The sequence below is a fragment of the Leptothoe spongobia TAU-MAC 1115 genome, assembly GCF_018739885.1.
Taxonomy (GTDB): Bacteria; Cyanobacteriota; Cyanobacteriia; order Phormidesmidales; family Phormidesmidaceae; genus Leptothoe; species Leptothoe spongobia.
Genome location: NZ_JADOES010000012.1, coordinates 1 through 23098, shown reverse-complemented (window position 1 = coordinate 23098; position 23098 = coordinate 1). Strand labels below are relative to the sequence as shown.

Below are 23098 nucleotides of genomic sequence, written 5' to 3'. Positions count from 1 at the left end.
CATCATGGTGTTGGCCTAACTCACCTTAAACTGACGTACACTCTCTTGAAGAGACTGAGAAATATCCAACAGGTCTTTAAAGGATGTGGCTACCTTACTGGCATCAGATGATGTTTTTTGAGCAATATTTGCCACATCTTTCATCACATTGGTAACATTCTCAGAACTCTCAGACTGCGACTGTGTAGCTTGAGTAATCGAATTAACCAATGTTTTCATTTCAGTTGTTACTCGGGCAATATTATTTAGGCTTTCACGCGTCTCATCCACCAGTTGTGTGCCCACAACCACTTGCTCAGTCCCCATTTCCATAGCTTCAACAACTTCATTGGTCTCTGATTGAATTTCAGCTACCAAATTTTCAATCTCAGTGGTTGCTTCTGCTGACTGACGGGCTAACGAACGAACCTCATCCGCAACAACAGCAAATCCACGCCCTTCTTCACCAGCACGGGCAGCCTCAATCGAGGCATTCAAAGCTAATAAATTCGTTTGCGCAGCAAATTCATTAATTAGATTAACTACACCGGAAATCTTTTGGGATGACTCTCCTAGCCGTTTCACCTTCTTAGCCGTCGCAGCAACCGTTTCTCGAATCGAAATAATACCTTCTACGGTACGATCCATAGCAGCATCGCCAGAAGCCACTGTCTCTGTTGTTTGTTTTACTATCACTTCAGCCTGTTCAGCATTGGTAGCGACTGCTCGAATAGAATTCATTACTTGGTCTAACTGAGCAAGCGCAAGCGCAATCTCTTTCTCTTGCTGCTGTGCAGCAAGAGAAAGGTTTTGAACGGAGGACTCGTTGCCACTAGCAGTAGTGGTTACTTGTTGCGAAGCTGTTTGCACTTGACCTACAATTTTTTTCAAGCTAGCAATGGTGGCATTATAAGAGTCAGCAATGGTACCAATTTCATCAGCTGTAACTTGGGCTCTCACAGTCAGATCGCCTTGACTGACCGGATCTACCTCAAGCATTAGTTCTAGAGCCCGTTTCTGCAGACTCTCTTTTAATGTTTTTTGTTCTAAGGCCAGAGTAGAAAATTGCTGCACTGTCATCAAGACTCCTAACTGTCTGCCTAACTGTGTACAGAAGCTGATCTCTGGAGCTGTCCAAATATGCAACCCTTGAGCATGATGAATCGTCAATAACCCAAACAGTCGATCCTGGTTAATAACGGGAACCACCAAAGCAGATTTAACTTTCAAGGCCTGCAAGCGCTGCCGTAGTTCATCCGATAAATCAGCTATGGCAACATCGTCGGCGATCAATAACTGACCATCGGTATAATTTTCGATTTCTGATTGAGAGATGACAAAGCTAGGCACTGTTTCATCAAAAATACTAGGCTGATTAGCCGTTTTCGATTCATTGTGACCTTGTACTTGATTTCCTATTACGCGATATAAGGCAACACGATCAGAACGCAAAAAGGTACGTACCTGCTCAACAAAAAGATTGAGTTGTGCTTGATTATTTTCACTATCCAAATCACCGGTAATTGCAGTCGCCGAAGCGAGCAGCTTCGACTGCTGTGCCGTCGACTGCTGTTCACTGTTAAACTGCTTTAGCTGCTCAGCCATTTGGTTGATGTTACTACCCAGCCGAGCAATTTCGTCTTGACCAGAAATCTCTAAACGGGTGCGTAAATCGCCTTTACCAATCTTATTGACGGCCTCAGCAGCTTGCAAGATTGGCTTTGTAAAGCGACGTGTTGCCCAAACAGCTAAACCTGTAGCGACTCCTGCCGCTGCTAATGAACCTAATGCGATCGCAAAAAACAGTCGTCGCTGAGTTGCCTTTAATAACGACAGATCCACAGAGGTGACAGCGCTCCAGTTCAAATCAGGAAGACCATCAACGGTAACCCATGGAGCAAATCCAACTACCTCATTCACACCTGTCAGAATATTTTTCGCTGACACAGCCTCACTGCGCTCACCTCGCACAACACCAGCAATATCTGGAAACACTTCGGCTAACGTCAAAACCTTAACATCAGAAGCTTCTGAAAGATCAACAGGTTGTCCCTGCGAATTAACAGGAATAACATGATCAGTTTGAGGAGAAAGAAAAACATCCCCAGCTTCACTGGCTAAGTAATACTCATTACCATTACGACCAAAGTTACTCAAGTCATTTCCCAAAGCCTCGACAGGAATACGAGCACGTACATAGCCTACCGGCTGCCCAGTTACTTTATCTATCACCACCGATGCCGAATAAATACTAAATTCACCGGAGGTAGTAGAAATCAAGGGTTGACTCAAAATTGCGCCATTAGTGGCCTTCGCTGCCTGGATATAAGAACGATGGAGGTGATTAGCAAGCTTTTTACCTTGAGATGTCTGGGCAAGCGGATTACCGGAGAGATCAAAAAATGCAATGCTGCTATAGATATCGTCATAAGCTGCCATCATTTGATCCAGGATTTCAGCCTTCTGCTGAGCAGTCACTGTTCCTCGCAACTTAGGATCAGTAAAAATATCTAAACTTGCTAAAAATTGAATATCTGAGTAGCGATCTCTCATAAAAAGGTCTACAACTAACTGTAGATCGCTCACACGAATCTTTTCTTGTTCTTCTAATTTTTCTAAAGTCCCCTGGTTAGCAATGCTATAGGCAATCGCACCCACTCCAACCACCGGCAGTGTCCCTAAAAGTACTGCCAATAAAGAGGCTTTGGCTCGCAACCCCATCTGCTGCCACCAAGCTTGAAGCTTTCCTTGGCGAGCATTGGATGGCTTCGAACGGCTCACTGCCATTTCCAAAGGCGACCTAGTTACCAAGCTAGCCAATAGGTCATCAGGTGGCAGGGCGGCAGACCAATCCTCATTAGAGATATTACTATTATCAGGATGCTGTGGCGTACTTAACGTCATACAAAATACCTCGAACTCAGATAATTAAAGAATAGTGAGTAGACCTAAGCTGACATCCGATCAAAAATTGCCGGACCGTCCAGTAGAGAAAGCATGTCACCAGCAGGATTCAACCAATAGCCTCGCAAAAATGGTACCAACGACTCAGAGACAGCAGCTGGAGACTGAATACTATCTAAGGACAACAACTCTATGCCTTCCACCTGTCTCACCCATAACCCGAGAAAACATCGCTCGGTGGTTTCCACAGACAATTTTTCTAACAGCAAAATGTCATAACGAGTGGCCAACATAGCCTGCTGCTGCCAGGACGACACACCGAGTAAATGGCTGGTATCGACAATCCACAAGACTTCGCCTCGCCAGTTATACACACCCATTACCCAAGGAGATAAATGAGGTATAGCCGTAATTTTTGCCGCTTCAATTTTCAAAACTGCCACCAGTTGCCTTACTGGCAGCAGTGCTGTCATATCAGACGATAGATTAAATTTTAGGAACTGAGTTACCGCTGATGATTGAGGCAGTTCCTGTGCGGACAATTGCATAATTTACAATGACTCTCACGAATTAGTTCAAGGCTATTTGGAAGCTCAGAAACAAGATAGAGAGCCTCTAATAAAAACACTTAGTGGCCAATGAGTTGTTTCACCGTCTTAGACAACTCTTCTTGATCAATAGGTTTGGTTAGATATGCATCAGCTCCTTGTTTTTTACCCCAAAATTTATCCATATCAGTATCTTTAGTAGAGCAAATAATGATTGGAATACCACTAGTAGCATCTTCTGCTTTTAGCTCACGACAGATTTCAAACCCGCTACGATCTGGCAACACAACATCCAGCACGATAATATCGGGCCTCTGAGCCGTCAACTGAGCCAATGCATCGGCACCGCTCGTTGCTGTCATGACGGATAAACCATCCTGAGTCAAGCACTTAGCCAGCATCTCCAAAATAGTTTTAGAATCATCAACAACCAATGCTGTTCCCATGGATTTACCTCATCCTAATAAATACAAAAATCAGCCTGAGCAAACCCTATAGTGAATGCCTAGAACATTTCGTCACCAGTATTCCCAGCCATAAGGATTGAGCGACGATTTCTCCCTAAAGCAATAAGGTTTCACAAATAACCAAAGCCTCTATATTTCGACTGATGCTTGCTTAGAGAGTTGTCTTTCAACAACAGATAAAACCTGATATGGATTGATGGGCTTACTCAAGAAGGCGGATGCTCCTACCATCCTGGCTCGTACCCGATCAATCATGCCATCATTACCCGTCAAAATCACAACCGGCGTTTCCTTAAAACAAGATATTCGACGTAGCTGACTGCATAGTTCATAACCATTTGTACCTGGCATGACCAGATCTAGAAAAATCAGTGCTGGTTTTTTAGACAACAATACAGCAATAGCCCTTAAAGGATCCTGGACACAATGAATTTGATAATCTGCTGTCCTTAGAACTTTTTCCAAAGCGCGACAAATGGCTGGGCTATCGTCCACACAAACAATCAGGGGACCTTTAGGAGATTTCTCAATGGGTTGAGGAGGGGGAAGTGGCGACGCTAAGTCATTAAGCTCAATTAGCTCGATTGCACCTTGTTGAATATGAGGTAATAGAGAAGCCGAGAGAGATACAATATCGCGATCAATCTTAACACTCAAATCCCTAAGGGTGAGCTGCCCCGTAAGCATCATAGTCAGCGTTCGATATAAAGGCTCAGGCACCCGTTTTTTCAACTCTAAGGGGTGTCGAATCAGGGGTGCCAAATCAGGGGATCGATCTCCTAGTTTGGCGTCAAGCCAAGATTTCCAAAGACTCTTCGCCTTATAGATCATCGTGTCAGCATTTACCAGCAACAGCTGTTTGGACAAACGATTTTCAGGCTTAACCTGATACATCACCTCACGAGACTGGTTAACATCGAAGAAAACCTCTACAAATATACTTTCAATAATTTTTCTAATCTGTTCGCGGGATATCTTCTGTTGGCTATACCATAAACCTAAAAGTTGATATTCCCAGCAGGATAATTCTTGATCATCTTTAATCTTAGATAACCTTTGCAGCTCAGCTTTGAGCGTAGAGATTTCAAGGTAAAGGTCAGGACAAAAGTGTTTGACATAGCGATACCAACGGCGCATCGACTGCTTACCACCCGTCACATATAGTAAGCGGCCCATATAAAACTCAAACGTCCACTTAGTACTAGAAGTAGCTAACTGTAACTGCCCATTAAATTGACTCTGTTTGAGCAGTCCAAAAAGACGGCTTTGTTTTGCTGCCGTAAACTCACGAATAGTAATGACAGACTGTTTAGTGGCCATTGATATTGTCATTGCACTGACAGAATAAACAGACGTAGCTATTAAAAAATGTATTGATAGATATCTCCCGTAGCCATTAAGTTTTCGATTAGGTAGACATCTGCTTAAAGATTGGCATCACTAATTATCAAAATCATTCAATCTATAAAATGCCAACTAGTGGCGCATGCAAGAGATACCTTTGGAATGATCCATGACACATTCATATTCCCTACTATTTCTCTGAAGTTAGAGCTGTTGGCTGCACTGGGTTACTAGTAATAGACGGTAAGAATGAATTAGACACCAAAGAACGTTGAGAGAAATCTGGATAAGCTTCAAGACCATGTTCACTCAGGTCTAAGCCTACAGATTCAGCATGGTGAGATACACGTAGGCCGAACATCAGCTGCAAAACAAACCAAGTCAAGAGGGAACTTAGTCCAACAAAAACAGCCACAATAGCAACACCCATCAATTGGATCAAAATAGGCTGAATATTACCGCCAGTCAACGTACCTAAAGCAGGTCCAGATAACTCAGTATGCCAAGGGTTAATACCTGGTCCAGTACTAAACAACCCAACTGCCAATGTCCCCCAAATACCACCGACTAGATGGACCGGAAGGGCTCCAACAGGATCGTCAATATGCCACTGGTTAAATAAATTAGCGGCAAAAACAGCAAACATCCCGCCAATAAAGCCAATGATAATGGCACTCGTAGGGGCTACATAGGCACAGCCTGCTGTAATCGAAACCAGCCCCGCTAAAGCTCCGTTAATGATCATACCGAGATCGGGTTTACTGGTTACTAACCAAGACACAATGGCAGCTGCCACTGCGCCTGTAGAGGCAGCCAGATTAGTCGTTAAGATAATGCGGCTTGCAGCAGCCGGGTCTGCGGCCATACTAGAACCAGCATTAAAACCAAACCAACCAAACCATAGGATTAAACCGCCTAGGGTTGCGATCGCAAGATTATGGCCTGGAATCGTCCCCTGAGCCCCTTGTCCATAACGTCCAGATCGAGGTCCTAACATCCAAGCACCGGTCAAGGCGGACCAACCACCGACACTGTGGACTACGGTTGAGCCAGCAAAATCCCAAAATCCCATCGATTGCAAAAACCCGCCCCCCCAAACCCAGTGGCCCACAACCGGATAAATAACCAGGGAGAGAATGGCACTAAAGGTAAAAAAGGCAAAGAACGAAATACGTTCTGCTACAGCACCCGATACAATCGTTGCAGCCGCTCCCGCAAAAACCAGCTGAAAGAAGAACTTAGCATCCAGTGGAATCCCGGCCCAAGCCAGGGAACTAAAAACGCCGCTATAACGATCTCCTGTCAATGGACTCAGATCTAGACCGCGTAAAAAGAAACCTGAGTAACCTACCACCGAATTGCCATCACCAAACATAATGGCAAAACCAACAGCCCAAAAACACAGAGAAACAACACCAAATACAATCAAGTTTTTGGTCAGCACATTCACTGCATTTTTACTTTGACAAAAACCGGTCTCTAACATGGCAAAACCAGCATTCATAAAGAATACTAACGCGGCACAAAGTAGCACCCACATTGTATCTACGGTTACCTGAAGAGAATCAGGCAATGGCTCAAGAGCACTATCTGCAGCTAGAACAGCACCATTCCAAACCAACCAAATTGCAACGGTCAAGAACAGAATGGGTCGCCATCCTACTCGACTCTGGTGAAACTGTCTCATCATGAAAAAATCACTCTAGGATCGCACGGCGGACAGACACCGAGAGACATCGTCGTAATAATGGACGTTCCTATCTAACGATTGCTACGTGCGACTGTGCAATAGACCTATGTTTCCCAGAGAGATCCTGTTCTCTCATTATGATTGGCAATGCTCAACAAAAATCAGAATTATTCAGCATGTTAGCTTAATATCAAACGTACTTTAGAACAGAATGACGGTATTCACGCAAGAGAGAAACCGCGTTCAACTTATAAACAGTAGTTTTCTCTACGATCAAATAAGCGTGCTAAAGATGCATAGGGTCTATTCAGACTTCGCTAAGGTCAAAATACGTTTGGCCACAGCCTCCGTTATCGGCATCACTGACAGCCGATTGCCCCGTTTAACTACCTGTAATTCGTCAGGGTCAAAGTTATCTTTTAGCTCATTGAGACTAATGTAGTGTTCAAACGTCTCAATATAAGTAACCGTCACCGTATGCCAACGAGGATCCGCCGGTGTGGACTTGGCATCATAATATTTACTGGCTTGGTCAAATTGCGTGGGATCAACTACCATTTCTTCGCTAATTTTCATTAGCCCAGCAATGCCAGGGGGCTTGGTATTGGAATGATAAAAGAAGGCAGTATCACCAACAGTCATAGACTTTAGAAAATTACGAGCCTGATAGTTACGTACACCGTCCCAAATTTCGTCGAGATCGCGCTCCAAATCATCAATGCTATAGACATCGGGCTCAGACTTCATCAACCAGTATTTCATCGCTTTTCAATACCTCTTGTAGATTGCTCCACACCTCACCGTGCCAGCCCACAGGCCAACTAAGCTCAGCCCAACGTCCAACACCTGCGTAAGCCAAATTAAGACGAATCGGCTTCTCCGGCAAGTAATTTAGTCGTTCAGCCCACTCAATCACCAGTATCCCAGACTCTACTTCATCCCCATCCCAATAGGTTTCCAAATACAGACTATCTGCAGCTGCCCCTTCCAAACGATACAAATCCACATGATAGAGAGGCACGCGCCCGGTCACATACTCGTTAATCAAGGTAAAAGTGGGACTGTCAATGGTCTGGTCAATGCCTAATCCTGCTCCCAGACCCTGGGTAAAGGCGGTTTTACCACTCCCCAAAGGTCCCGACAGCAATAGCACTGACCCTGCTGACAACCGCTGCCCCATCAGCCACCCGAAATGATGAGTCGCCCTAAGATCCGGCAGTTGAATTGAAATAGCCATCGACATCACTAACTTAGAACAGAACTAAACGGTTATGAAAACCAACCTTGGATAGGCAACCCTCCAACTGTATCTTTAATCTAATGAGGATCAGCAACGCCCATGATAATCACGGTAGCCAGCTTTAAAGGTGGCGTTGGCAAAACGACTACAGCCATTCACTTAGCAGCGTTTTTCCAAGGTAAGGGAAAAACACTGCTAATCGATGCCGATCCCAATCGATCTGCCTTAGGTTGGGCCAGCCGTGGAGAATTACCCTTTGAAGTAGTCGACCAGTGGCAGGCAGAAACCCAAAGTGATGCCTATGAGCACATCATCATTGACACCCAGGCCCGACCAACTACCGAAGATTTAGCAGCCTTAGCCAACTCCTGCGATTTACTGGTACTGCCCACCATGCCGGACATTCTGTCCCTTGATGTCCTGGTGTTGACCATTGAATACCTCAAATCGATCCAGACGAGTCAGTATCGAATCTTGATTACCTCTATCCCCCCCAAACCTAGTCGTGCCGGGGACGAGGTCAAAAAACTACTCAAAGAAGCCGACATCCCTATCTTTGATGTTGGCATTGGTCGGTTAGCCGCATTTCAAAAAGCTGCCATGCAGGGGGTGCCGGTTTATGCCGTCAAGGACCAAAGGTCCGAACGGGGGTGGCAGGATTATGAAGCGGTTGGGAATGAGATTCTGAATTTAGAAAAAGGGTGCTAAGGAATAAGGATTTTATAAGATCCAAAAATTATGCCTGAAGAGGTTGCCATGGAACGCCTGTACATCAAAAGATAGAACCTAATTGAATCCTCATTCCTAAGGGAGCCGTGAAAAATCGACCTGGTCCCATCCGTCATCGTGTTACCAACCAAATAATACGTGTGAACCATCAACATGAAAAAAGCCCTGGCCACATTTGACCAGAGCTTTTTGAGATTTATACAGTTTAGATGCGAATACTGTTTGGCCCTAACGTCGAGAGGACATCAAAATACGTAGCACATACCAGAACAGGAGCATCACCGCAGCAAATAGTTCTAACGAAGCTGCCACGTGCTGCGTGGTGGAGTAGTGATGCATCACTTTAGATGTCTTGTACAAGATAGCGGCTCCGGCAAAAGCCACCATAAAGAAAGAGAAGATCAATCCTAAGGAAAAGCCAAACAATAGACTGCAAACAATCAACCCTAAGGCAACCATGCCAGCGATTTTCAGAATGCCACCTAAAAACGAAAAATCTTTACCCGAGGTGAAGGCCACCGCTGTCAGGCCACCAAATAAAAATAGGGTAATCACAGCGGCAGTGGGCAGTACCGATGGGTCAGAAGATAACACTGCGACAACTAGCAAGGGCGCAAAGATAATCGCCTCACCGATGACGTATAACCCTAGCCCCATGTACTGCGTATTCACATCATCGGCTTTAGCGGCCATATTACTAGCCAAATAGCCTAGCAACGCAAAACCACCCAACAGAGCCATCCATCCGAACCGATTTCCCAGAAAGAAGCTGGCTAGTAATTCTGCAATACCTAGCTGGAAAAACAAAAACTCAACAATGACAAACGCGCCTACGGCCCCAGCAAGATGGGTGTAGGTACGCTTAATAAATTCTGCTCGCTCACTAGGACGAGCCTGAGCCACCATAACCATAAACAAATGCCTCCTGTAGGCAAAAGGGTCAACCAGTCTAACAGCATGGAGCCTGCAGACTGTCAATCAGCGATACCTCAATCAGAGGCTAACATAGTTAGCCAATCTGCTGCTTTGGCTAACTTACCCACAATCCATATAACGAAGGAATTCCCCTGAAGAACATCCAGAAATGTAATATGGGATACAAGGCTAAGCCTTTAAGATATAAAGCTGACAATAAGGTCTTTCCTTGCTGATTTCAGTAAAAGTACCGGAATGTAAAATGAATAACACATTGTTCAATATTCACAATGGTTGATTCAGCCACTGCACCTCTAGGCCAGACACTCTACTCTCCGAGCCTTTCAGAAACCTCGATTGAGCTACGACAATCGCTTCAGGGAGATCGCATCTTAGCCGCAATCGATGTCGGTACTAACTCAGTGCACATGGTGGTGGTCAAAATCCAGCCACGGTTGCCTGCATTCACAATTATCGGCCGTGAAAAAGATACCGTGCGGCTCGGTAACTTTCGTCCAGGGACAAACTGCCTATCAGACGAAGCCATGGAACGGGGCATTGCCGCCTTAAAACGGTGCAAGCAAATCGCCGACAGCCACCGCGCTGATGATATTGTCACGGTAGCTACCAGCGCCACCCGTGAAGCTAGCAATGGTCAAGTATTTATTGATCGAGTCAAACAAGAAGTCGGTCTAGAGATCAATTTGATTTCTGGATTGGAAGAAGCTCGACGGATTTATTTGGGCGTCCTTTCCGGCATGGAACTCCATGGCAAACCCCATGCCATTATTGATATTGGGGGCGGATCCACTGAGATTATTTTGGGGACTGGTGAGCGTCATCGTTTCCTCAGCAGCACTAAGGTCGGTGCGGTCAGGCTCAATGCCCAAATGATTACCACCAATCCCATCAGTACAAAAGAATTTTTACAGCTCCAGGCCTATGTCAAGGGGCGGTTAGAACCCAACATTGACGAGCTAAAGACAAAACTAATAGAAGGTGAATCCCTCTCCTTAGTAGGCACATCTGGCACGGTGGAATCCCTAGCAACTTTGACGGCCTTTGAACAATCAGGCACTGTCCCTGGCCGCATGAATGGGTACACCATGACCATGCCTGAGCTAGAAAAGAGCATTCAAAAGCTACGCCGCATGAGCTTTAGTGAGCGCTTAAAGCTACCGGAAATTTCATCTCGGCGGGCAGAAATCATTGTGCCTGGAGCGGTGATTTTGCAAGAAGCCATGCGGATGCTAGGGGTAGACAAAATTACGATCTGCGAACATGCTCTGCGAGAAGGGCTGGTGGTGGATTGGATGCTGACCCATGGTCTGATCGAAGACCGCATGCAGTATCAGCAGTCAGTGAGAGAACGGAGTGTGATGAAAGCGACCCAAAAATATCGGGTTAATACTCCCCATAGTCAACTGGTTGCAAAGTTTGCTCTAGCCTTGTTTGATCAAACTCGTGGAGCCTTACATAATTGGGGAGCAGTGGAGCGCGAGCTCTTATGGGCAGCCGCCATGCTTCACAATTGCGGCCATTTTGTCAGTCATGCATCCCATCACAAACATTCTTACTACCTGATTCGCAATGGGGAGCTGCTGGGCTTTACGAGTGCTGAGATTGAGCTAATTGCTAATATTGCCCGTTATCACCGCAAGAGCTCGCCTAAGCTAAAGCATGATCCGTATAAGGCATTAACTAAGGCCCATCGCAAAATTGTGAACCAACTGAGTGCTATGTTGCGGGTGGCTGTAGGTCTGGATCGACGACGGCTGGGTGCGATCGCAAGTTTCCAAGCCATCTATGATGCCCAAGCCGGTGCTATGACATTGGGCTTTACCCCGGCCCATACCTTAGACAACTGTGAACTAGAAATTTGGAGTGCCAACGATAAAAAAGCCTGTTTTGAGCAAGAGTTTGACCTCAAATTAACTATAGAGCAAGCCACTTAGACGCTGTCCTACGCATTGTTAAGACCACGCAGGAGTTAGGGAGTCTTGTTGCCTAATCTACAGAATTTCCTGAAAAAAAGTCTCCATAGTTGGTGTCACTTGGTTATGTTTCCAGACAACACACACTTCTGCCTGAGGCGTAGGCTCTGTAAAAGGTCGAAAACAAACTCCTCGACGCTGAAGGTTTTGCAAAGATTCAGGGACAATTGCCACACCGATTTCAGCGGCTACCAGACTCAAAATCGTTTGCATTTGGGTAGCGTGTTGAACCACCGTGGGGCTAAAATCCCCCTGGTGGCATAGGCTAATAATTTGATCATAAAGGCGAGTAGCCATAGACCTCGGGAACAACACAAATAATTCTCCTTGTAACGTTTGGATAGCAACATTTTTTTGGGTGACAAGATGATGATTTACGGGCAGTGCCACCACTAAAGGCTCTTGCAATACTGGCTGTGCCTTTAGCATCTCCTGGTCAATCGGTGGTCGCATAAAACCGATATCCAGATGATTACCTAAAAGGCCCTGAATCTGTTCTTGGGTTGAAAGCTCATGGAGAATAATATCCACCTGAGGATATTGTTCTCGAAATCGTTTCAGATAGTCGGGCAGGAGACTATACATGGCCGAGCTGACAAATGCGATCGCAAGTCTCCCCACCTCTCCTCGGCTTGCCTGTTGGGTACGACTCACCGCCTGCTCTACCTGCTGAAAAATCTGTTGTACCTCCTGCTGTAGCACTTCACCTGCCCTGGTCAGGGATACCTTGCGTCGTGTTCGAGCAAATAGCTGCACCCCCAGCTCCGTCTCCAGTTGCTTAATCTGCTGACTCAGGGGCGGCTGCGCCATCTGCAGGCGAATTGCCGCTCGGCCAAAGTGCAACTCCTCGGCCACGGCTAAAAAATATCGGAGATGTCGCAGTTCCATCTTCACTCATTGATACTTTTTAAATATTAATAGCTACTAAAAAATATATTGGACATCTTAATTATCTGCCCATAGCCTGGAGATACGCTCCCAGCTTAACCACCATGACCATTGAGAATAGACAGATCCAGCAACCTTGGGATACTGACCGGTACCAAAATCAACACAGCTTTGTCTGGCACTATGGCACTGCCTTGATGGACTTGCTCAACCCACAGCCAGGGGAACAGATTCTTGACCTCGGCTGTGGCACCGGACAGCTTACCCAAGCACTCGCAGAAACGGGGGCCGCCGTGCATGGCCTTGATGCAGATGTGGCCATGGTCGCTACAGCCCAGGAGAAATATCCACACCTATCGTTTGCCGTAGCCGATGCCCGGAATTTTCAGGTAACGCAGTCCGTTGACAGCATCTTTTCCAATGCCGTATTACATTGGGTCAAACCGCCAGAGCAAGCTGTCCAGGCAATAGCCAACGCCCTTAAACCCGGCGGTAAATTTGTGGCCGAGTTTGGAGGCAAAGGCAACGTACAAAAGATTGTGCAAGCAGTTGAAACTATCAGACAGCGGACAAATCTGAGTCCATGGTACTTTCCTAGCATTAGCGAATACACCCACTTACTAGAAAGTCATGGCCTAGAGGTTACGTTTGCCGCACTGATCGAGCGCCCAACGCCTCTCAATGATGGTGAGCAAGGGCTAAGTAACTGGCTCAAAATGTTTGGTAGCAGCTTATTCACAGGCCTCAGTACCGATGATACTAACGCCATACTCCATGGTGTTGAAGACCTTTTGCGCCCACAACTCTATGACGGCAACCAATGGCATGCTGATTATCGTCGCCTACGCCTGATCGCCGTCAAAAAATCTTGATAGCTATCTATTAGCAATCCAAACTCAGTCCATACAAACAATTTTGAGAAAGCCTTTCCGTTATGATGCAATGATGTAGCAGATCCCATTGGAATCTGTGGCATCATCTTTATGACATCGCGACAACGTTATATATCAGGGACGTTGTTTACCATGGGAATCCATGGACCTCACATCGGCATCACGGAGCGGCTGAAATTATGGCAAACGCAGTGCTAGAAAGCGATTTAGATCTTGAAGCACTCAACAAGACCCTAAGCAATATGGATGCCCCCGAACTCGTTACTTGGGGTGCTGAAACCTTTGGTGACAGACTGGTCATGAGTACCAGTTTTGGGATTCAATCAGCCGTTATGCTGCACCTGGTTACCCAGGTAACGCCAAATATTCCAGTTATCTGGGTTGATACGGGTTATTTGCCTGCCGAGACCTATCGGTTTGCGGATGAGTTGACTCAGCAACTAGGCCTCAACCTCAAGGTCTATCAGTCCCCCATAAGTCCAGCCCGCATGGAGGCCCTCCATGGACGTCTGTGGGATCAGGATAATGTAGAGGCACTCAACCGCTACGACTACATCCGCAAAGTGGAACCCATGCAACGAGCGCTGAAAGAACTGGGAGCAGAAGCTTGGTTGGCGGGTCTACGGGCTAATCAAACGTCCCATCGTCAAAGCCTGGGTCGGATTGCTCAGCAAAATGACATTTATAAACTGCATCCGATTTTGTCCTGGCATTCACGAGATGTATATCAGTATTTGACTACCCATAATTTGCCGTATCATCCCTTGTTCGATGAAGGATATGTGACTGTAGGTGACTGGCATTCTAGCCGCCCGATGACATCTACTGACGGCGACGAGCGTGACACTCGGTTTAAGGGGTTAAAGCAAGAGTGTGGGCTACATTTGCCGCAGACGCAAGGGGAAGCGGAAAGTTTGAATTCGAGTGCGTTGTAGTCAAGGGATCGGAGAGACGTTGCAGGCAGCGTCTATACATGATGACGGTATCTCACTTGACTAAGCCTTCATCCTCAAGATTTAGAACTGATCAGCAGCTCAGGTATCTGGGCCTACTCATAGCTGGCATTTTGATGGGGCTTTGGCCCGTTTGGCCATTGGCTTGGATATCGCTAGTGCCCCTTTGGTGGATCATTAATCGGGAAGCTGGTCTGCGGCAAAGTGCGTTGAGTGCTCTGGTGTGGGGTATGGGTTACCATGGCACGACTTTAATGTGGGTACTGCATTTGCATCCGCTAATGTGGTTAGGGATACCCTGGTTGGGGAGCATTGCGATCGCAACCTTTGGCTACCTATTCATCACCCTCTGGAGTGCAGGTATCGCCGTCACCTGGGCCATGGCCATGGCCGCCCTACAGCGAGTAGCCTCTTTAGGAAATATCGGTCGCATCTTTGTTGGCACAGCTCTCTGGTGTGGGATAGAAGCCCTGTGGAGCCTGGGACCACTCTACGGAACATCTTTAGCAATTACCCAAAGTCCTGGCAACTTGGTGATTGTCCATTTGGCTCGGCTATCAGGGCCCCTGACAATTACGGCAGCAATTGTGGCGGTGAATGGGCTGTTGGCATGCGCGCGCCATTCTCGCCGTTGGTTAGTGGCTGCTGTGGGGGTGTTTGCGATCGCACATCTAGTCGGCTGGGGGCTTTACCAACAACCGCTACAAGACTCATCAACCAAGTCTTTCAACATTGGCATTGTCCAAGGCAATATTCCCAGTCGAGAAAAGCTCACTGGAGAGGGTATTTTTCGGGCTTATGAGGTGTACCTTAAAAGCTATCGTCAACTGGCTATCCAGGGAGCTGATGCCGTACTCACCCCCGAAGGTGCTATTCCTCAGGTCAGCAAATACCAAACCTTTCAAAAAGCCGTCAATGAAACCGGAGTGCCCCTATGGTTAGGGACATTCACGATAGCCCCTGGAAAGAAATATCATATCCATCAAAGCTTAGTATCTCTGACACCCAATGCAACAGCTAATAGTCAATACAACAAAACAAAACTAGTTCCATTGGGAGAATATATTCCGCTGCAGTCTGTTTTTGGTGACGTCATTGATCGACTCTCACCGATTGCAACAACCATGGTCCCTGGCAAGTCTCATCAACAGTTTGACACCCCCTTCGGTCGTGCCGCTGTAGGCATCTGTTACGATTCTGCCTATGGTTGGATTTTCCGACAGCAAGTGGCACAGGGCGGAGAGTTTATGCTCACCGCATCTAATAATGATCCCTATCCACGTCGAATGATGGCACAGCACCATGGCCATGATGTGATTCAGGCGATCTCGACCGATCGATGGGCAGCGCGCAGTACCAATACAGGCTTATCAGCGGTTGTCAGCCCCCATGGGCAAGCGCACTGGATATCGGCACCCAAAACCTACGATACTCACTTGGAAACGATTTATCGGCGGGATACAAAGACACTCTATGTGAGATGGGGAAATTGGTTGGTGCCATTGTTGTTGTTGATCAGTGCTGGGTGGGTATGGCGCTATCAACTAGTAAAATAAACTAAGCGCTACTATCCGTTGCCATGAAATCTTTTGCTGTGACCACAATCATTAACCGTCCTCCAGACGCTATCTGGGCGGTCCTAACGGATGCAGCTAGCTATGCAGAATGGGCAGAAGGGATCCATAAGCTGGAAGGTCAGATTTCGGATGGTGGAGTTTTGAGGCTTTTTACCGCGTCTAAACCTCGGCAACCCATGATTCTCCATGTCAATCAGTTTGTTGCCCCTAAAACCTTTACGCTCAGTGGTGGCTTACCATTTGATTTATTTCGAGGGAATCGCACCTTTACCCTAACACCACAGTCAGATGGCACCACTGAGTTCCATATGTGTGAAGTATTTACAGGGCTCCTGGAACCTTTGCTAGGCCGAATGATTCCTGATCTGACGCCATCCTTTGAAGCCTATGCTGCTGGGCTCAAGCACAAGTGTGAAGGCTAGTGGGCGAAAGGATGGCATGGTCGTTATCTCATATCCCTGAAATAGAGTTGATCGAAAGTCTCACCTTGACAAGGCTAGCTCAGCTTAAGGATGAGTTGATCGCGCTCAAGGAACTGCCTGTACGGGGTGTCTATCAGCAGAGGGCACAACGTTATGCCTTTGAATTAGAGCAGATGTCAGTTTGTCATCGTCAGAGGAAGCAAGGTCGCGATCGCAGACGTAACCACTACCACAACACATTACAAGGCGAGGCTCTAACAACAGCGCTCGAAAGCCTCAAAAGAGAAAGCCAACAAGATAGCATCGAGCATCGTCACCTAAAACAGAAACGCGCTCAAGAACTCGCCCCTTTCGCTGAAAGCATCGCCCAGACGGACCAACGAATACAGAAACTCAAGCAACAGTACCACACACTTTCTCAGCAATGGCAGATGCAAATGCAAACAGCCTATGCTGCTAGGCAGACTGGCTCTGACACAACATCACTCCCTATCCTTTATCAAGACGAGGTATTGCTTGTTGTCGATAAACCGGCAGGGCTGCTATCAGTCCCAGGCCGTCGATATCATCAACAGGATAGTGTGCTCAGCCGTCTCCGCTGTCAAAGGCCGAACGATGCATTTTTACAAGTAGTGCACCGTTTAGATCAAGCAACATCTGGCATTTTAGTTTTAGCCCTATGTGCCGGTGCTCATAGAACTTTGGGACAGCAATTTTCCCAGCGTGAGGTCCGGAAAACTTATACAGCCATTCTCAGCCGTCCAATCGCGATGGAATCCGGCACCATCGACTTACCGCTCTGGGGTAATCCTGACGAACGCCCCAAACAATCTGTGAATAGGGTATACGGTAAATCCAGCGTGACCCATTTTCAGGTGTTGCAACCAGGCAAACACCCTCGGGTTGAGTTCATGCCCCATACAGGGCGCACACATCAGTTAAGGGTACACGCGGCATATCCACAGGGCTTAAATTCACCCATCCTGGGAGACTCGCTCTATGGACAGGCAAATCAGACTGAACGGTTGCAACTTCATGCAACATCCCTACAGTTTATGCATCCGGTCACTCAGAAACAGATGCATTTCACCAGCGAACCACAGTTTTAATAGAATGTTATCGAAGGCTTGGCCTCAACTCAATGCTGACATCATGGCCTGTTGAGCAACCGTTTGATAGAGGCTGGTAAAGTGTCCATTGAGAACCTGGGCATCGGCTGCAGGTAAAGGCATTGGCCCTAAGAGATCCAACACAGTTTGGTCTGCGGGGGTAATCACCACTAGTGAAGAATCCAGGGCATCGTCATACTGCCAAAAGTTTTCTAAGTCGAGGGTTTGAGATGTAGGTTCAGGCGCAACCACAATCTCTTCCGTCTCCTCAGTGACAGTATCTCCAGGATTCTCATCTACCTGTTGTTTCCGCTTTTCGCGAATAGCGGCAATGATTTGCTCTTTGATACGACCACGCAGCTGGAAGAGCACAAATGGCTCCTCTCGGAACGCATCAGCAAGCTGGTAATAGACAGCGGCAATGTGTTTACAAGGATTTTTGGGATCCGGGCAGTTGCACTTGGAATGTACATCTGCCAGGGTAAACGGAAATAGGCTCAATCCATTGGCTGTAAATACACTCTCAATGTCAGCAGGCATTTCCCCGGCAAGCAGCTGCGCTGAGTAAAGGGCTTTTTGAGATAGGGTATCGATCACAAAGTCCCAGTCTTCATCAGCAAAGCGATCAATCCAAATGGAAAGCTGATAAGGATCAGCCGCTGTGCCTTGGACGGAGGCAAAAACCTTGGACTCTTTAAATTCCAGTTTGAGAATGTGGCCTTCACGAGCATAGCGACGACCTCGCTCTAGTCGTTTTTTAAACCGATAGGAGTTGAGGAGGTCCACCCATTGTTGTACCCACCAGGCTTCAGATTCGAGTTCGTAGGGATTGTTGGCTTGGTATGCAGTCATAAGCGTTGGAGAGGGGACAGTTTTGTCAGGGTAGGTTGGGTTGAAATTGGACCTGTAGGCAGATTTATTCGGGGATCTTGCTCATTTTCTCTAAATCGAGCACTTCATTCAATTGATCTGCGGGCATTAGATTTTTTTCTAGCACAAGCTGACGCATGGACTTGCCAGTTTCTAAGGATTCTTTAGCAATGGCGGCGGCATTGAGGTAACCGATGTGGGTGTTGAGGGCGGTGACTAGGGCCAGGCTGCCTTCAGCGAAGTCACGGCAGCGATCGGGACGGGCGGTAATACCTGCGAGGCAACGTTTATCCAGGGCACTGATAGTATTGCCAAGGATCTCGATGCTGTGGATCAGGTCGTAGGCGATCAGGGGCATCATCACGTTTAGCTCTAGCTGACCGGCTTGGGCCGCACAGGCAATAGCCTGATCGTACCCCATGACTTGAAAGCAGACCATGGAGGTCATTTCGGCCATGACGGGGTTATATTTCCCTGGCATGATCGAGGAACCTGGCTGGACGGGGGGCAACTGGATTTCTTTAAGGCCGGTTTTGGGACCGGAATCCAATAAGCGCAGGTCGTGGGAAATTTTGACTAAATCTTGGGCCAGGTTACGTAAGGCACTGGAGACAGAAACAAAGGGGGCCATGCTCTGCATGGCGGCCATCAGGTGGGGGGCGCTAGTGAGGGGTTGCCCCGTGAAACCAGCTAGGAGTTCAGCGACACGATGGCGGTATTTGGGATGAGTATTGAGACCGGTACCGGTGGCACTACCGCCTAGACCTAGAATGCAGAGATCCTGAGCAGCGGTGCGTAGACGGCGCAGGTGATCGGTAAGGATGACTTCCCAGGCGCGGAAGCTTTCGCCCAGGCGAATGGGGACGGCGTCCTGCATGTGGGTACGGCCAGAGCGAACGATATCTTGAAATTCGGTGGCTTTGGCTTGGAGCGTTGCGATCGCACCTGCCAACCCCGGATACAACGTATGCTCCAACGCCAGCAACCCGCCAATACGAATCGCCGTGGGAATCACATCATTGGTGGACTGACCATAGTTCACATGGTCGTTGGGGCTCACCCGACTATAGTTACCCTTCTCATCTCCCAACAGTTCCAGCGCCCTATTGGCCAGGACTTCATTGATATTCATGTGGTGAGAGGTGCCTGCCCCCGCCTGGTAGACATCCACAATGAACTGATCGCGCAGATCGCCTTTGAGGATTTCGTCGGCAGCCGTGACGATGGCCTGGGAGAGTTCGGTGGGGATGCAGGCGAGTTCACCGTTTGCGATCGCCGCCGCCTTCTTAATCAGCAAACAAGCATCCACATAGGTGGGCAACGGCTTCAGACCACTAATGGGAAAATTCTCCACCGCCCGCAGAGTTTGAATGCCGTAATAGGCTGCCGAGGGAATAGCCTTTTCCCCCATGGAATCTTTTTCAATGCGATGCGTCGTGGGTTCAGTCATTAGGTCTGGTCTGGTAATCGGTGTAATGAGCCAAGTAATAGCCAGTGGCCAATGTTGATAGTAACGGTAGAACGAACCTCTGTGCATCTCTACGGTTGCAATTGTGATGGAGGCTCACAGGTCATTGTCATCGGTTCGCCTGCTGGGTGCATAAAGGACAGACGATGGGCATGGAGCCAATAACCGCAGTCACTGGGTATGGCGGTAGCTGCTGGGTCGGGTTGCCCGCCCGACAGATAAAGCGGATCCCCTAGCAGTGGGTGGCCCATGGCTGCTAAATGAATCCGAATTTGGTGGGGTCTGCCGGTAAGAATAGCTACCTCTAGCAGGGTGGCATCCGAGCGACGCTGGATCACAGTACAGTCGCTGTGGGCATCAAAGCCCTCTGGATTGGCCCCGTAGATATAGCCCAGCTGGGGATAGGAAATTTTGCCAATGGGATGGGTAATGGTGAACTGGTCCGGCAGATCATCCGCAGGACCGATGAAGGTACGGTAGGTTTTGCCCAGACGACGCTGGCGCATTTGCTGACTAAGCTGGGCACGGGCGGCCCTGGTTTTAGCAATCAGCATGATGCCGGAGGTGCCTCGGCCCAGACGATGGATGGGGGCCGCAGTCGGGTAGCGCTGGCGCAGCTGCCACAGCAGGGTATGCTGCAGAAAACTGCCACCGGGCAGCACCGGTAAGCCTGAGGGTTTATTAATGACGAGCAGCAGATCGTCTTCATGGATAGTGACGATGCCTAGGGGAACTGGCGGCTCCTGCCATGGAGGGCGATGGTAGCTGAGGCGTTGTCCGGGGGCTAGGAGACGATCAGGCGTAGTCGACTTGTCATTTAACAGGATTTGGCCTGATTCGATGCGAGTTTGCCAGGTAGCGCGGTCTGAATGGCGATAGCGATGGGTGTAGTAGTCGAGAACGGTGGTTGGCAATTGGTCTTTAGGCACCACATCGTCATAAATCCAACCCCGATTAAACACCGGAGGCTGGTCATCACCTACCACCCTCCGGGGAATGACACGATGTATTGGCTGACTCGTCTCGTCCAATGGTTTAGCGCTTAAATAAGCCAGCGACACCGTTTTTCACCTGGTTAGCAATCGCCTGCACACCCTCAGCAACACCAGGCTTGGGCGGCACAGCTAACGTAATCGGCTCATCTTTAAATGCTTTTACCCGGTAGCCATATTCCAGGTTGGCCTTATTCTTTCGCAGGATGGGATAAAGCCGAAATGCGCCCTGGAGCAGGTCTTCCTCGCTGGAGAAGATCGCTCGATCAATATCAGCGGAGCGCTTCACGGCGACCACACCCACCGGGTACCACTGCTTTTTATCCTTAATGCGAATGTGCACCTCAAACTCAGGATCGCCAGAGGAACGGCGCTGATCCATTTCCTGAGAGGCTTCCTGCCGCCGCTTAGTTTTCTCAGACACCTTAGGTTTAGGCTTAGCTTTACCAAATCCGGTGGCCATGGGAAATACCTCTTGGGGTTGACACTTATTAAAAGTTTACATCGATTTAAGAAATCGGAGATCATCATGCACCGCATAGATGGTGCCCAGGCTAGGCAACTGCTAGGGTTAAATGCGCTCTACCGGCATATAAATTCTTGAATAGCTTGAATACCAAAACGGGTCCGATCTACGCCGTCCTTGCCTACGGTTCCTGGGGGCTACTCCCCATCTATTGGAAGTTTTTTGGCTCCACTTCACCCCTCGAAGTGCTGAGTCACCGCATGCTGTGGTCACTGGTGTTTTTGAGTCTGATCTTGGCCCTGCAACGGCGACTGCCAGAGCTGAGAAAACTACCGCATCGCCAGGTGTTGTGGTTACTGGCAACAGCGTTGCTGCTGAGCGTCAACTGGGGGCTATATATCTATGGAGTGAATACGGATCGGGTAGTGGAAACAAGCCTGGGGTACTTTATCAATCCACTAGTATCGGTGATGCTGGGATTTGTGGTGCTCAAGGAGAGACTTTATCGGGGGCAACAGATCGCCGTGGTATTGGCCACTATCGGGGTGGGCTATTTTATCTGGCAGTTTGGATCAGTCCCTTGGATTGCATTGGGTTTGGCAGGCACATTTGCCCTTTATGGGCTCCTGCGCAAAATGACAGCGGTGGCTCCCATGGTTGGGCTGGCAGTGGAGACTGGCCTGATGACTCCGGTGGTACTGCTAATGATTTTTTATTGGGGTGCGACGGGGACAGGTAGCTTCGGTAGTAGTCCCAGTCTGACACTGTTGTTTATTGGTGCTGGTGTAGCCACATCAATGCCCCTACTTTGGTTTAATAATGCAGCAAAGCGGTTGTCGTTATCAACGTTAGGCTTTTTTCAGTATGTGGCCCCGTCGATTCAGTTGATGCTGGGCGTGTTTTTGTATCAAGAGCCCTTTACTCAGACGCACTTGGTGAGTTTTAGCTGTATTTGGACCGCATTGTTGATTTATTCGAGCACATCTTTGTTACGGGCAAGATCAACAGCTTAATTCTTCCTGCAAATGGACAGCAGCTGCATTACAAACATCAAATTGAACTCTTGCTAAATCCCTGATTTTCCATTGTCTGAGCAATTTGCCAGCCTAAAATATGTTTCAAGACAAAGACACTGACCTCAGCTAAAATTCCATCTTGTTCTAAAAACTCATCTTGAAGATGAACCAGGATTGAAATTGCTTGGCGTGATGATTTTATGGGTTTGTAACACTATTTATTATCAGGAGGATGCCAACCAGCTATCACCCAGTTTCTTCGCACAGTAACTGCCAAAGTATTGTTTAACTTTAGGGCAATTACTGTGACTCGACCTATCGGCGTTATTCCTAATATATTAGTACTATCGTCACTCCATATAAAATGCTGTTGCCATTGATGCTTACGTGGGTTGAATACACGACTTGGAAGGTTACGAGCAGAGAAAAATAACTTGTGATAGCAGGATTAGGTTGGCATCAGCACCTCCATAATGAGATCGACCGATTGCCCTTGCTTCGTGAGTTGACTAATCAACTGGACGACCTGTTCAAAGGCCTCCCGAGACAAGGAGTAAAGTCGCTGACCGATGGGTTGCTCAGTATCATCAGCAAAGTCAAACCGCTCAGATTTTTGACCACAACAGCTGGCTTG

The 23098-nt window shown here is 47.8% G+C and carries 21 protein-coding genes and 1 pseudogene; 8 read left to right on the top strand and 14 right to left on the bottom strand.

All coding sequences use genetic code 11. The features are described 5' to 3' along the window. Nucleotides 1–15: 15 nt before the first annotated feature. The 7 genes from IXB50_RS08405 to tsaE form a co-directional block, all read right to left on the bottom strand. Nucleotides 16–2883, bottom strand: coding sequence for a methyl-accepting chemotaxis protein (locus tag IXB50_RS08405; protein ID WP_215608510.1), 2868 nt, complete (start codon nt 2881–2883; stop codon nt 16–18). A gap of 44 nt (nt 2884–2927) precedes the next feature. Beyond that, entirely contained in the window at nt 2928–3431 is a 504-nt protein-coding gene (locus IXB50_RS08400) for a CheW domain-containing protein (RefSeq protein ID WP_215608509.1), read from the bottom strand. 80 nt (nt 3432–3511) lie between these two features. Continuing rightward, nucleotides 3512–3877, bottom strand: coding sequence for a response regulator transcription factor (locus IXB50_RS08395; protein ID WP_215608508.1), 366 nt, complete (start codon nt 3875–3877; stop codon nt 3512–3514). A 150-nt stretch (nt 3878–4027) separates the two neighbouring features. Beyond that, a complete protein-coding gene (locus IXB50_RS08390) occupies nt 4028–5230 on the bottom strand; it encodes a response regulator (RefSeq protein ID WP_246564273.1) in 1203 nt (400 codons plus the stop codon). A gap of 202 nt (nt 5231–5432) precedes the next feature. Next, nucleotides 5433–6932: an ammonium transporter gene (locus IXB50_RS08385; RefSeq protein ID WP_215608507.1), complete on the bottom strand. Its 1500-nt coding sequence runs from the start codon at nt 6930–6932 to the stop codon at nt 5433–5435. Between the two features lie 303 nt (nt 6933–7235). Further along, nucleotides 7236–7694 carry an EVE domain-containing protein gene (locus tag IXB50_RS08380; RefSeq protein WP_215608506.1) on the bottom strand — a complete coding sequence of 153 codons (459 nt, stop codon included), beginning with the start codon at nt 7692–7694 and terminating at the stop codon, nt 7236–7238. Further along, complete coding sequence (gene tsaE, locus IXB50_RS08375; protein WP_215608505.1) at nt 7669–8169, bottom strand: tRNA (adenosine(37)-N6)-threonylcarbamoyltransferase complex ATPase subunit type 1 TsaE; 501 nt, start codon at nt 8167–8169, stop codon at nt 7669–7671. Before tsaE ends, IXB50_RS08380 begins: the two co-directional genes overlap by 26 nt. 102 nt (nt 8170–8271) lie before the next feature. Between tsaE and IXB50_RS08370 the strand changes: the two genes are divergently transcribed. Continuing rightward, the gene (locus tag IXB50_RS08370) at nt 8272–8880 is read left to right on the top strand and encodes a ParA family protein (protein ID WP_215608504.1); all 609 of its coding nucleotides are present in this window, start codon (nt 8272–8274) and stop codon (nt 8878–8880) included. 249 nt (nt 8881–9129) lie between these two features. Here IXB50_RS08370 and IXB50_RS08365 read toward each other — a convergent pair whose 3' ends face one another. Beyond that, entirely contained in the window at nt 9130–9813 is a 684-nt protein-coding gene (locus tag IXB50_RS08365; RefSeq protein ID WP_215608503.1) for a Bax inhibitor-1/YccA family protein, read from the bottom strand. Nucleotides 9814–10106: 293 nt separating this feature from the next. Here IXB50_RS08365 and IXB50_RS08360 point away from each other — a divergent pair, with 293 nt between their 5' ends. Further along, a complete protein-coding gene (locus IXB50_RS08360; RefSeq protein ID WP_215608502.1) occupies nt 10107–11771 on the top strand; it encodes a Ppx/GppA phosphatase family protein in 1665 nt (554 codons plus the stop codon). Nucleotides 11772–11828: 57 nt separating this feature from the next. Here the strand turns inward: IXB50_RS08360 and IXB50_RS08355 are convergent, their stop codons facing one another. Continuing rightward, entirely contained in the window at nt 11829–12698 is an 870-nt protein-coding gene (locus IXB50_RS08355; RefSeq protein WP_215608501.1) for a LysR substrate-binding domain-containing protein, read from the bottom strand. A 104-nt stretch (nt 12699–12802) separates the two neighbouring features. Between IXB50_RS08355 and IXB50_RS08350 the strand changes: the two genes are divergently transcribed. From IXB50_RS08350 to IXB50_RS08330, 5 genes are all read left to right on the top strand, one after another. Continuing rightward, complete coding sequence (locus tag IXB50_RS08350; RefSeq protein ID WP_215608500.1) at nt 12803–13570, top strand: class I SAM-dependent methyltransferase; 768 nt, start codon at nt 12803–12805, stop codon at nt 13568–13570. 200 nt (nt 13571–13770) lie between these two features. After that, nucleotides 13771–14526, top strand: a complete 756-nt coding sequence (locus IXB50_RS08345; protein ID WP_215608499.1) for a phosphoadenylyl-sulfate reductase — start codon at nt 13771–13773, stop codon at nt 14524–14526. 38 nt (nt 14527–14564) lie between these two features. Then, nucleotides 14565–16100 (top strand): apolipoprotein N-acyltransferase, encoded by a 1536-nt coding sequence (lnt, locus tag IXB50_RS08340; protein ID WP_246564271.1) that lies wholly within the window; start codon nt 14565–14567, stop codon nt 16098–16100. Between the two features lie 23 nt (nt 16101–16123). Further along, nucleotides 16124–16543, top strand: a complete 420-nt coding sequence (locus IXB50_RS08335; protein WP_215608498.1) for an SRPBCC domain-containing protein — start codon at nt 16124–16126, stop codon at nt 16541–16543. Between the two features lie 11 nt (nt 16544–16554). After that, a complete protein-coding gene (locus IXB50_RS08330; RefSeq protein ID WP_215608497.1) occupies nt 16555–17652 on the top strand; it encodes an RluA family pseudouridine synthase in 1098 nt (365 codons plus the stop codon). Between the two features lie 24 nt (nt 17653–17676). Here IXB50_RS08330 and IXB50_RS08325 read toward each other — a convergent pair whose 3' ends face one another. The 4 genes from IXB50_RS08325 to IXB50_RS08310 all read right to left on the bottom strand — a co-directional run bounded on the left by IXB50_RS08325 (nt 17677) and on the right by IXB50_RS08310 (nt 21445). After that, nucleotides 17677–18504 (bottom strand): SWIM zinc finger family protein, encoded by an 828-nt coding sequence (locus IXB50_RS08325; protein ID WP_215608496.1) that lies wholly within the window; start codon nt 18502–18504, stop codon nt 17677–17679. Nucleotides 18505–18568: 64 nt separating this feature from the next. Continuing rightward, on the bottom strand, nt 18569–19972 hold the full coding sequence (locus tag IXB50_RS08320; RefSeq protein ID WP_215608495.1) for an aspartate ammonia-lyase: 1404 nt from the start codon (nt 19970–19972) through the stop codon (nt 18569–18571). An 89-nt stretch (nt 19973–20061) separates the two neighbouring features. Beyond that, the gene (locus IXB50_RS08315; RefSeq protein ID WP_215608582.1) at nt 20062–20952 is read right to left on the bottom strand and encodes an RluA family pseudouridine synthase; all 891 of its coding nucleotides are present in this window, start codon (nt 20950–20952) and stop codon (nt 20062–20064) included. 73 nt (nt 20953–21025) lie between these two features. After that, nucleotides 21026–21445, bottom strand: coding sequence for an HHL1-like protein (locus IXB50_RS08310; protein WP_215608494.1), 420 nt, complete (start codon nt 21443–21445; stop codon nt 21026–21028). A gap of 146 nt (nt 21446–21591) precedes the next feature. Here IXB50_RS08310 and rarD point away from each other — a divergent pair, with 146 nt between their 5' ends. Then, nucleotides 21592–22461, top strand: a complete 870-nt coding sequence (gene rarD / locus IXB50_RS08305; protein ID WP_215608493.1) for an EamA family transporter RarD — start codon at nt 21592–21594, stop codon at nt 22459–22461. Between the two features lie 451 nt (nt 22462–22912). On the opposite strand, the pseudogene IXB50_RS08300 reads toward rarD, so the two are convergent. Next, nucleotides 22913–23098, bottom strand: a pseudogene (locus tag IXB50_RS08300) (IS701 family transposase); the annotation flags it as partial.